Below are 9160 nucleotides of genomic sequence, written 5' to 3' on the forward strand. Positions count from 1 at the left end.
TCTGGCTGTTCTTGTCAGACCATTGAGTCATGCTGCGAGAGCCTGGCCAGGGATGCAGTACAGCCCCGCCATATGTCAAGCTAGTCAGATGACACTTGAGTAATATGACTCTCATGTTAGGTGACACATTTGTTGTATGATTCGAACGTGGATCAACGACCCGTCCGCCCCATCCCCTTGACCGTCGGAAGCGTCCCCGCCCTCGACGACATCATCGGCCGCGACCTGCAGGTGGATCGAGTCCTGGGCCTGCTCGATGCCCGCCAGACCGTCCTGCTCACTGGCGACCGCCGCGTCGGCAAGACGTCCATCGCCCGGCTCGTCGAAGCGCACCTCTCGGCAGCAGGCCGGACGTTCGTCCGCACCTCCGCCGAGCGCGTCGACTACGCCGGGTTCGCCACCGAGCTCGCGCGCTCGCTCTCCCGCGCCGTGCCGGCCGGCCCGCTCCGCGAGGAGCTGCGCCGCTGGGAGCTCACCATCACCGCGGGACCAGTCGGCGCCAAGCGCGCCAGCCAGGAACGCGGTCTCGACGACATCATCGCCGTGGCCCTCCCCGACGAGGGCGAGCCCCCGCTGGTCCTCATCATCGACGAGGTGCCGGTCCTTGCCCTCGAGATGGAGCGCGCCCAACCCGGTTCCGGGCGCGAGCTGCTCGTGACGTTGCGCCGCATCCGCCAGCAGCATTCCACGCGGCTCGCCATGCTCCTGCTCGGCTCGATAGGGTTCCACCACGTCAGTGATGCCGCCCCGGGAAGCGTCAACGATGTGGTGCCCGAGCCAGTCGGCTCGCTCGATGAGGCCGATGCGATCTATCTCGCCCGCTGCCTGATGCTCGGCGAGGACATCCGCCCCGCGGACCCGATCGGCGTGGCGGTGGCGATCACCCAAGCGGCCGAAGGGATCCCGTACTACATCCAGCACCTCGTCAAGGCCTGCCGCGACATGCCCGCCCGCGACGAGCTCGCACCCGCTGGCATCGCGAGCCTCGTCGAGGCGGCACTGATCGATCCCCATGACCCCTGGAACATGCGGCACTACCGGGACCGCATCACCCCCTACTACGGGGCCGAGCAGGCCGAGCTGATCGAATCCATGCTCGATGTGTACGCCGATCGCGGCACCATCACCGTCGATGAGCTACGGCGCCTGCTGCCCTACACCGAACTGCCCTCGATACCGGGACGGCGCGCTCTCGTGCGCATCATCGAGGATCTCGAGCGCGATCACTACCTGCGCCGCGCGGGCCGGTCGAGTGGCTTCCGCAGCACCCTGGTGCGCGAGTACTGGAAGCGCAGCATGCGATGAGCCGCCCCGTCCAGGCGCCGCTGCACCCCGTGCACAATCCGCGCACCGCTCCGCTCCCCCACCTCGAGCAGGTCACCGCCGGGCACGGCGCCCTCATCTCCCGCGTGCGCTCCCGGATCGAGACGGCCTCGCGATCGGGGACGCGCGCGCACACCTTGCTGCGCGGGCCCTGGGGCTCGGGCAAGACGCACATCCTCGCCGTCGCCACCGGCCAGGCGCTGGGCAACGAGCAGGTCGCGAGCCGCGTGGCGCTGGCCTGGATCAGCGATGATGCCCTGCCGATCAGCAGCTACCCCGACCTGTTGCACGAGGCGATCACCACGCTCGGCCCCGAGAACGCTGGCGAGGCGCGGGCCGCCCGGCTCGCCGCGTCCGTCAGCGACCTCGAGGATCTCCTCGCCGCCATCGTGGGCCGACGGCTCCTCGTGCTCGTCGCCGAGCACATCGATGTGCTCTTCGAGCGCATCGGCGGCGCCGGGGCGCGCGCGCTGCGCGGTTTCGTCGAGACCCACGGCCGGACCCTCGTCCTCGCCTCGGCGACCCGGCTCGTTCCCGCTCTCTCCTCCCGCGCCGAGCCGTGGTACGGCAACCTCGATATCGACACCATCCCGCCCCTCGACCCGGCCGAGGCGACCAGCCTGCTGCGCCACCGCGCCGCGCTCGCTGGCGACCAGCCCCTCGGCGCATGGCTGGGCACCGAGCAGGCGGCCACGGCCGTGCGCGCCGTGCACCGAGCCATCGGAGGATCACCACGGGCGTGGCAGATCATCGGCGATACCGCGCGGCCCTCGACCCTGGGCCAGCCGGCAGCGACGATCAGCAAGCTGCTCGACACCTGCTCCCCCCACTACCAGCACGAGCTGCTCGGCCTGGCCAATACCGAGCGACAGCTCCTGCTCGGGCTTGCCCGAGCGCCCGGCCCCGTCACCGTGGGCGAGCTCGCCGACAACGCCGGCCTGACCGCCAACACCGCGGCGGTCACGCTGCGTCGCCTCGCCGAAAGCTCCTGGGTGCGTGGCGGCAAGCTGCCCGGCGAGGACCAGCGGCGCACCTACTACCAGTTCACCGATCCGATGCTGGCCGCCTACCTGCTGTGGCGCGACACCCCGGGCAAGCGGTGACGCGCTAGCCCTCCATCAAATCCCGCATCTGCTCGCTGATCTCGATGATCTGCGCGTGATTGCCATCAGGGTCGATGAACGTGCCGAACCAGCTGCCGTCACGCTCCTCGAGCGGAGCGAACCAGCTCGCGCCCGTCGCGTCGATGCTCGCCGCCACCGCGCGGGCATCCTTGACCTCGATGTTGAGGATGAAGCGGGACGGATCGACGTTGTGCTCCTCGATGTCCTCCCGGCCATCGAGCATCAGGTAGAAGCCACCGAGGTCGAGGACCCAGTACCCGCCGTCGGGCGTGCGCTGCGCGGCGATGCCGAGTGCCTTCTCGTAGAAGACGCGGAGCCGCTCGGGATCGCGGCTCGCGAACAAGACGCTCGAGACGGCCGGGCCGGGAAGCGAATCAGTGGGCATGGGAGTGTCCTTTCCATCACGGTGCACAGGCAGTGCACGAGGGTATGACTCGCCATGGGGAGGGAAGTCATCGCGCCCATCGGGCACCAAGGGCGTACAGTACGAAGTACGCGGAGCAAGCCCGGCAGGCACAAGGCCCGGCAATACCCTGGCCACTGCCCCGCGATCCGTCTCCCGCTCGCCCGCTCCGCGTCAACCACGCGAGAGGCCAGCCAGCAGGACACCCATGGCGCCCTAGTACAACGCGCCCCTCGTACCCACTGAAAGTTGTCACGACTGCATGGAATACTCGCAGCTCTTCCTCGCCCCCACCAGCCACGCCCCCGATGCGAGCCCCGCCCCGGAGGACGACGAGCCCACCACCGCCGAACCGACCAGCCCCCGCGCGCAGCACACGCAGCCGCACGCCTACCGGGACTTGTTCTCCGACAGGCCTGCCCGCTCGCGCGGCTAGCGCTGAACGGCCCAGCTCGTGGGACGACGACGGCGCCATCGCCGGGAACCGCGATAGGCCAGCCACGCCACCGCGATCAGCACCAGCGGGATGAGCACCGGCACCACGAGCGCTACCAGCGCGACGATGAAGGACACCACGTCCTCGGCGATCGACACGATCGGGTTCGCGGTGCCGCCGGTCGCGGTGGTGCTCGCCACCCGTGTCCCCGCCTGGGCAGTGCCCACGGCCAGCGCGGTCGGGGCCCCCACGATGATGCCGGCGATGATCGCCGCGGACGCATCGAGGCTGGTGAATACTGCTCCCGCCGCGATCGCGGCCGCTACGGGCCGCGAGATCATGCCGAGCGCGCTGAGCGCGTTGTCGATCAGCGGGATCTTGTCCGCGAGCAGCTCCGCGACCGTCGCGATCGCTAGGGTCGCGAGCGCGGCCGAGGACCCGAGCCAGGCGAACGACTCGCTCAGGCTGATGCCCAGCCACCCGAAGTGCGCGACCGCGCTGAGCATCAGCAACGGCAGGAACGTGCGCAACCCCGTGGCGGCGGCAAGACCAAGGCCGAGGAACGCGGCAAGGATCCAGGTGTCCATGGCCCGATTCTAAGCGGCCTCGCCGGGCCGCCGCCCCGCGACCAGGATGGGCGGCGGGCACTGCTCACTCGTGCCCGCGATCTCCGGCCCTACGCGCCTCGCCTGCCCAGCCTGCCTCGATGCGCCGCAAGATGGGCGGGAACGCGGCGCGGAACATGATGGCGAACAGTCCGCCCCGTGGTGTCGCGAGGGGCTGGTACGCGAAGCGCATTCGCGCGCTGCTGCCGCTCGGCGCGGGCTCGACCGACCACATCGCGGCGAGCGAGCGGAGCGGGTAGGGATAGGTGCTCGTGTCCACGTCGATGGCGAACCCGCGCCCTTCGTCCCACAGGGTGCATGTCTCGTTCCAGGTCTTGCCGCCGGTGGAGGTGCATTGCCGGGCGCGGGGCGCGCCGTCGTGGCTGCTGGTGACCGTGACATCGGAGAGGTTGGGCGCGAGCTGACCGTAGAGGCGATGGTCCGTGATGATCCGCCAGGCCTGCTCGGTCGGCGCGGAATGGTGGTGCTGGTTTCTACGACCTCGAGCCCCGCGAGGGGATCGTCCTGGCGGATGCGGGAGCGGCCGATGGCTTGAGCGATCGCGAGGAGCGCGACGATCGCGCCGACCGCGATGATCGTGGTGCGTGCTGGCCCGGGCAGCGTGGCCATCGCGAGGATGAGGATGCTCGCTGCGACCCAGAGCACGTCAGCGGCGATGATGGCGGTAGCGGCGCGGCGCGGCGCAGCGCGGGGTCGGGCAGGGCGGCGGCGGTGGCGACCGCGACGCCGAAGACTGCTACCGATGCGCCAATGGCGACGAGCAGGGCCACCGGGACATTCCAGGAGCCAGCGAGCCACCAGGCGAGCGCGAGGGTGGCCAGGCCGGTGACGAGGGAGAATGTGGCGTTGGCGCGCAGTGCTGCCCGCAGCGGCGCTGCCGAGGGGCGGGTATCCGTGGCGGTGATGATCGACGTGTTCATGGATCCACGATCGCGCGAACAGGGAGCCGGGTCGATTCCCTGCGAGGGAATGGCCGCGCGGGGGAGGGTCCCGGATAATCAGGGCATGGCAGCGGGAGGGATCGCGGGACCCAGTGAGTTCGGGGCGCGGATCAGGCAGTGGCGGGCGCATCGCGGCTTGAGCCAGCTCGCGCTCGCGGGCCGCACCGCCACGACTTCCCGGCATGTGTCATTCCTCGAGACGGGCCGCTCGCGGCCGAGCCCGGACATGGTGCTGCGGATCGCTGACGCGCTCGATGTGCCGCTGCGGGAGCGCAACGCGCTGCTGCGGGCGGCCGGGTTGCCGCCGCGCTACCCGGAGGTACCGCTGCAGGGCGGGGACCTCGCGCCGTTCAGGGCCGTGCTCGCTCGCTTGCTCGCCGCGCACCTGCCGTATCCCGCGATGGTGCTCGACGCGCACTGGAACGTGCTGCTCGCCAACGAGGCGTGCGCTCGCTTGTATGGGGCGGATGTGCTGGGCAGCAACGTAATCCGGCGCTATACGAGCACCCCGGAGGCGGCCACGCGGGGATTGCCGAGGCCAGCCGGTGCCCCGCCGGGCCTGGTGGCGTGCCCGTGGTTCCGGGTGGGCGAGCAGGTGGTGCGCACCATCGGAATGGTGTCGCGGTTCGAGGCGACCGCCGAGATCACCCTCGATGAGCTGCGCATCGAGCTGACCTACCCACTCGACGCGGAGGCCGAGGCCTTCTTCCGCGCCGAGGAGGAGGTCGCGCGGCTTACTCGCGGATCTGGTCGAGCAGCTCGCGCATGATGTCGATCTCGGCCTGCTGGCTCTCGATAATGCTCTGGGACATGTCGCGGGCACCGGGGTGCTCGCCCTGCGCGAGGTGCGCGCGGGACATGTGGATGGCGCCCTCGTGGTGGATGATCATCTGCTCGAGGAAAATCCGGCTCGCGGCGGGGCCGTCGGCGTCACGGAGCTCCTCGAGCTGGGCGGTGGACATCCTCCCGTTCATGCCACCCATGGTGTCGTCATCCATCATGTGTCCGGCATCGTTATGCTGATTGGTCCAGTCGTCGATCCATTCCTCGAGCGTGTCGATCTCGGGCTGCTGGGCGTCCTTGATCTGCTTGGCGAGGGCGCTGACCTCGCGCATGATGCCTTCCTTGCCGAGGATGATGTCGCTCATCTCGATCGCCTGCTCATGGTGGGGGACCATGCCCTGGGCGAACATGACGTCGGCGGCGTTGGCGGTCGACGCCTCGGCGGTGGCGCTTGCCGGGGAGGCCGTGGGGTCCGCCATATCGGTGCTGGTGGTGCCGCACGCGGTGAGGGCGAGCGCGAGGGCGGAGGTGGCGACGAGGGCGAGTGGCCGGGTGCGCATGGTGCTCCTGTCTGTCGGGGTTCCCGGTGTACCGGGGGTTGCTGGACTTACCACCTTTATATACCCTAGGGGGGTACCTGCGCCACCGCGTCCGGCCGACGCGCCGGACCACACCGAGGAGCCCTCCATGACCACCACGATCACCGTCACCGGCATGACCTGCGGCCACTGCGAGAACGCGGTGCGCTCCGAGATCAGCGCGCTGCCCGGCGTCACCGACGTCGCCGTCGACCTCGCCACCGGCGCGGTCACCATCACCAGCGACACCGACCTCGACCAGGCTGCCCTGCGCGAGGCGGTCGATGAGGCCGGCTACGCCATCGCCTGATCGACCCTGCAGACGCACCTCCTCCCGCAACCCCTGGAGACCCGCAATGAGCAAGGCCCTCGACACCGCGCGCGCTGCCCAGCAAGCACCGCCCCGGATCATCGACCTCGACATCACCGGCATGACCTGCGCCTCGTGCGCCGCGCGCATCGAGAAGAAGCTCAACCGCGTCGAGGGAGTCACCGCGACGGTCAACTACGCCACGGAGAAGGCCCGCATCACCACCGGCGCCACCCCGGTGAGCACCGATGAGCTGATCGAGGTAGTCCGCAAGACCGGCTACGGCGCGCGCCCCCACCATGCCGGTTCGACGCTCACCGCCGCCGACATCGACGCCGAGGACGAGCGCGCGGTAGCCGGCCTGCGCCGCCGCCTCGCCCTGGCCACCGTGCTCAGCGTCCCCGTCGTCGCCACCGCCATGATCCCGGCGCTGCAGTTCCCCGGCTGGCAATGGTTCTCCCTCGCGCTCGCGCTCCCGGTCATCATGTGGTCCGGACTGCCCTTCCACCGCGCCGCGATCATCAACGCCCGGCACCGCGCCGTCACCATGGACACGCTGATCTCCATCGGCACCCTCGCCGCGCTCGGCTGGTCCCTCTACGCCCTGTTCTTCGGCACCGCCGGGCACATCGGCATGACCCACGGATTCAGCCTGCTGCCCGCGCGCGGCGACGGCTCGGCCAACATCTATCTCGAGGCAGCCGTCGCGATCACCACCTTCATCCTCGCCGGCAAGTACCTCGAGGCCAGGTCCAAGCGGCGCGCGGGCGCCGCGCTGCGCTCCCTCGCCGAGCTCGGCGCGCGCGACGTGGCGGTGCTGCGCGAGGGCACCGAGCAGCGCATACCTGTCGCTAGCCTCGTCGTCGATGACATCTTCATCGTGCGGCCCGGAGAGAAGATCGCCACCGACGGCACCATCATCGAGGGCCACACCGCGGTGGACGAATCCATGCTCACCGGCGAGCCCGTCCCGATGGAGGCCGGTCCGGGCGACACCGTGACCGGCGCGACCCTGAACACCTCCGGCCGCATCGCCGTGCGCGCCACCGCCGTGGGCGAGCAGACCCGGCTCGCGCGCATCCGCGAGCTCGTCGAGCAGGCGCAGGCCGGCAAGGCCGCCGTCCAGCGCCTTGCCGACCGCATCTCCGCGGTATTCGTGCCATTCGTGCTCGCGCTCAGCGCCGCGACCCTGACGTTCTGGCTGCTGCGCGGGGACGGCACCGAGTTCGCGTTCACCGCCGCGGTGGCCGTGCTCATCGTGGCCTGCCCCTGCGCGCTCGGGCTCGCGACCCCCACCGCGCTGATGGTGGGCACCGGCCGCGGCGCGCAGCTCGGCATCCTCATCAAGGGCCCCGAGGTCCTCGAGTCCACCCGGCGCATCGATACCGTCGTCCTCGACAAGACCGGCACGCTCACCACCGGCGAGATGACGCTGCACGAGGTGATCCCCGCGACCGGAACGAGCGCGGCCACCGCGCTGGCGCGCGCGGCGGCGCTCGAGGACTCCTCCGAGCACCCCATCGCCCGCGCCATCGCCACTGCGGCAGGCTCGCAGGGCGCGACGCTCCCCGCGGTCTCTGGCTTCTCGAGCATCTCCGGGCTCGGTGTGCGCGGCACCGTCGACGGCGCCAGCGTCATCGTCGGCCGCCCGGCACTGCTGGAGGACGAGGGCCTCGCCGTTCCCGGCGATCTCGCCCACGCCCTCGAGGAGCAGCAGCGCGAGGGCCGCACCGCCGTGCTCGTGGGCTGGGACGGCGAGGCTCGCGCGGTGCTCGCTGTGGGCGACTCCCCGCGCGCCGAATCCGCCGAGGCCGTCGCGGGCCTGCGCCAGCTCGGGGCCGAGGTGATCATGCTGACCGGGGACAACGAGACCGCCGCCCGCGCCGTGGCCGCGACCATTGGCATCGATGAGGTGATCGCCGGGGTGCTGCCCGAGGACAAGGCCACCGTCATCGCGGAACTGCGCGCCAGCGGAAAGGTCGTCGCCATGGTCGGCGACGGCGTCAACGATGCGGCAGCACTAGCGGGCGCGGACCTGGGCATCGCGATGGGAAGCGGCACCGATGTCGCCATCAACGCCAGCGACCTGACGCTGATGCGCCCGGATCCCCGCGCGATCGTCGATGCGATCCGGCTCTCGCGCGCCACCCTGCGCACCATCAAGGGCAACCTGTTCTGGGCCTTCGCCTACAATGTCGCGGCACTGCCGATCGCTGCCGCGGGCCTGCTCAACCCGATGATCGCCGGCGCCGCCATGGCGGCCTCGTCGTTGTTCGTCGTGGGCAACAGCCTGCGGCTGCGCCGCTTCTCCCCCGTTCGCTCCTGACCGCCCCTGGGCCTCTGCTCCTCGGGGGCAAGGTCCCGCCCCGAAAGGCCACCAACGATGACCACCCAGCCCGCCGAGCCTGGCAGCGCCTGCCACGACGGCAACCACCACGGCTACATCTCCAGCAAGGACAACTACCTCAAGCGGCTGCGCCGCATCGAGGGACAGGCGCGCGGCATCCAGCGCATGGTCGAGGAGGAGAAGTACTGCATCGACATTCTCACCCAGGTCTCAGCGATGACCAGCGCCCTGCGCTCGGTCGCCCTCGGGCTGCTCGATGACCACATGAGCCACTGCGTCGCCGACGCTG

Annotated in this window: 11 protein-coding genes and 1 pseudogene; 7 read left to right on the forward strand and 5 right to left on the reverse strand. The window is 70.5% G+C overall.

Going from position 1 to position 9160, the window contains the following annotated elements; translation table 11 throughout:
- Positions 1-147: 147 nt before the first annotated feature.
- Together HT102_RS00135 and HT102_RS00140 are read left to right on the forward strand one after the other, a co-directional pair.
- The gene (locus HT102_RS00135) at positions 148-1305 is read left to right on the forward strand and encodes an ATP-binding protein (RefSeq protein ID WP_192037396.1); all 1158 of its coding nucleotides are present in this window, start codon (positions 148-150) and stop codon (positions 1303-1305) included.
- On the forward strand, positions 1302-2426 hold the full coding sequence (locus HT102_RS00140) for a helix-turn-helix domain-containing protein (protein WP_192037397.1): 1125 nt from the start codon (positions 1302-1304) through the stop codon (positions 2424-2426). Before HT102_RS00135 ends, HT102_RS00140 begins: the two co-directional genes overlap by 4 nt.
- A gap of 4 nt (positions 2427-2430) precedes the next feature.
- Here HT102_RS00140 and HT102_RS00145 read toward each other — a convergent pair whose 3' ends face one another.
- Entirely contained in the window at positions 2431-2832 is a 402-nt protein-coding gene (locus HT102_RS00145; protein WP_192037398.1) for a VOC family protein, read from the reverse strand.
- Between the two features lie 280 nt (positions 2833-3112).
- Between HT102_RS00145 and HT102_RS00150 the strand changes: the two genes are divergently transcribed.
- Positions 3113-3286 carry a hypothetical protein gene (locus tag HT102_RS00150; RefSeq protein ID WP_192037399.1) on the forward strand — a complete coding sequence of 58 codons (174 nt, stop codon included), beginning with the start codon at positions 3113-3115 and terminating at the stop codon, positions 3284-3286.
- Here HT102_RS00150 and HT102_RS00155 read toward each other — a convergent pair.
- From HT102_RS00155 to HT102_RS15745, 3 genes and pseudogenes are all read right to left on the reverse strand, one after another.
- The gene (locus HT102_RS00155) at positions 3283-3873 is read right to left on the reverse strand and encodes a DUF4126 domain-containing protein (RefSeq protein WP_192037400.1); all 591 of its coding nucleotides are present in this window, start codon (positions 3871-3873) and stop codon (positions 3283-3285) included. The two genes, HT102_RS00150 and HT102_RS00155, sit on opposite strands and share 4 nt — an antisense overlap.
- Before the next feature lie 64 nt (positions 3874-3937).
- A pseudogene (locus HT102_RS00160) lies at positions 3938-4357 on the reverse strand (SRPBCC family protein); the annotation flags it as partial.
- 28 nt (positions 4358-4385) lie between these two features.
- Entirely contained in the window at positions 4386-4832 is a 447-nt protein-coding gene (locus tag HT102_RS15745; protein ID WP_225443037.1) for a hypothetical protein, read from the reverse strand.
- Positions 4833-4917: 85 nt separating this feature from the next.
- On the opposite strand from HT102_RS15745, the gene HT102_RS00165 reads away from it, so the two are divergent.
- On the forward strand, positions 4918-5622 hold the full coding sequence (locus tag HT102_RS00165) for a helix-turn-helix domain-containing protein (protein ID WP_192037401.1): 705 nt from the start codon (positions 4918-4920) through the stop codon (positions 5620-5622).
- Here the strand turns inward: HT102_RS00165 and HT102_RS00170 are convergent.
- The gene (locus tag HT102_RS00170) at positions 5588-6196 is read right to left on the reverse strand and encodes a DUF305 domain-containing protein (RefSeq protein ID WP_192037402.1); all 609 of its coding nucleotides are present in this window, start codon (positions 6194-6196) and stop codon (positions 5588-5590) included. The two genes, HT102_RS00165 and HT102_RS00170, sit on opposite strands and share 35 nt — an antisense overlap.
- A 127-nt stretch (positions 6197-6323) precedes the next feature.
- On the opposite strand from HT102_RS00170, the gene HT102_RS00175 reads away from it, so the two are divergent.
- The 3 genes from HT102_RS00175 to HT102_RS00185 all read left to right on the forward strand — a co-directional run.
- On the forward strand, positions 6324-6524 hold the full coding sequence (locus tag HT102_RS00175) for a heavy-metal-associated domain-containing protein (protein ID WP_192037403.1): 201 nt from the start codon (positions 6324-6326) through the stop codon (positions 6522-6524).
- 46 nt (positions 6525-6570) lie between these two features.
- Positions 6571-8850 carry a heavy metal translocating P-type ATPase gene (locus tag HT102_RS00180; protein WP_192037404.1) on the forward strand — a complete coding sequence of 760 codons (2280 nt, stop codon included), beginning with the start codon at positions 6571-6573 and terminating at the stop codon, positions 8848-8850.
- Positions 8851-8907: 57 nt separating this feature from the next.
- The coding region (locus tag HT102_RS00185) for a metal-sensitive transcriptional regulator (protein ID WP_192037405.1) at positions 8908-9160 on the forward strand (253 nt) is incomplete at its 3' end.

Origin of the sequence: Lolliginicoccus lacisalsi, from assembly GCF_014841105.1 — a bacterium.
Classification (GTDB): domain Bacteria; phylum Actinomycetota; class Actinomycetes; order Mycobacteriales; family Mycobacteriaceae; genus Lolliginicoccus; species Lolliginicoccus lacisalsi.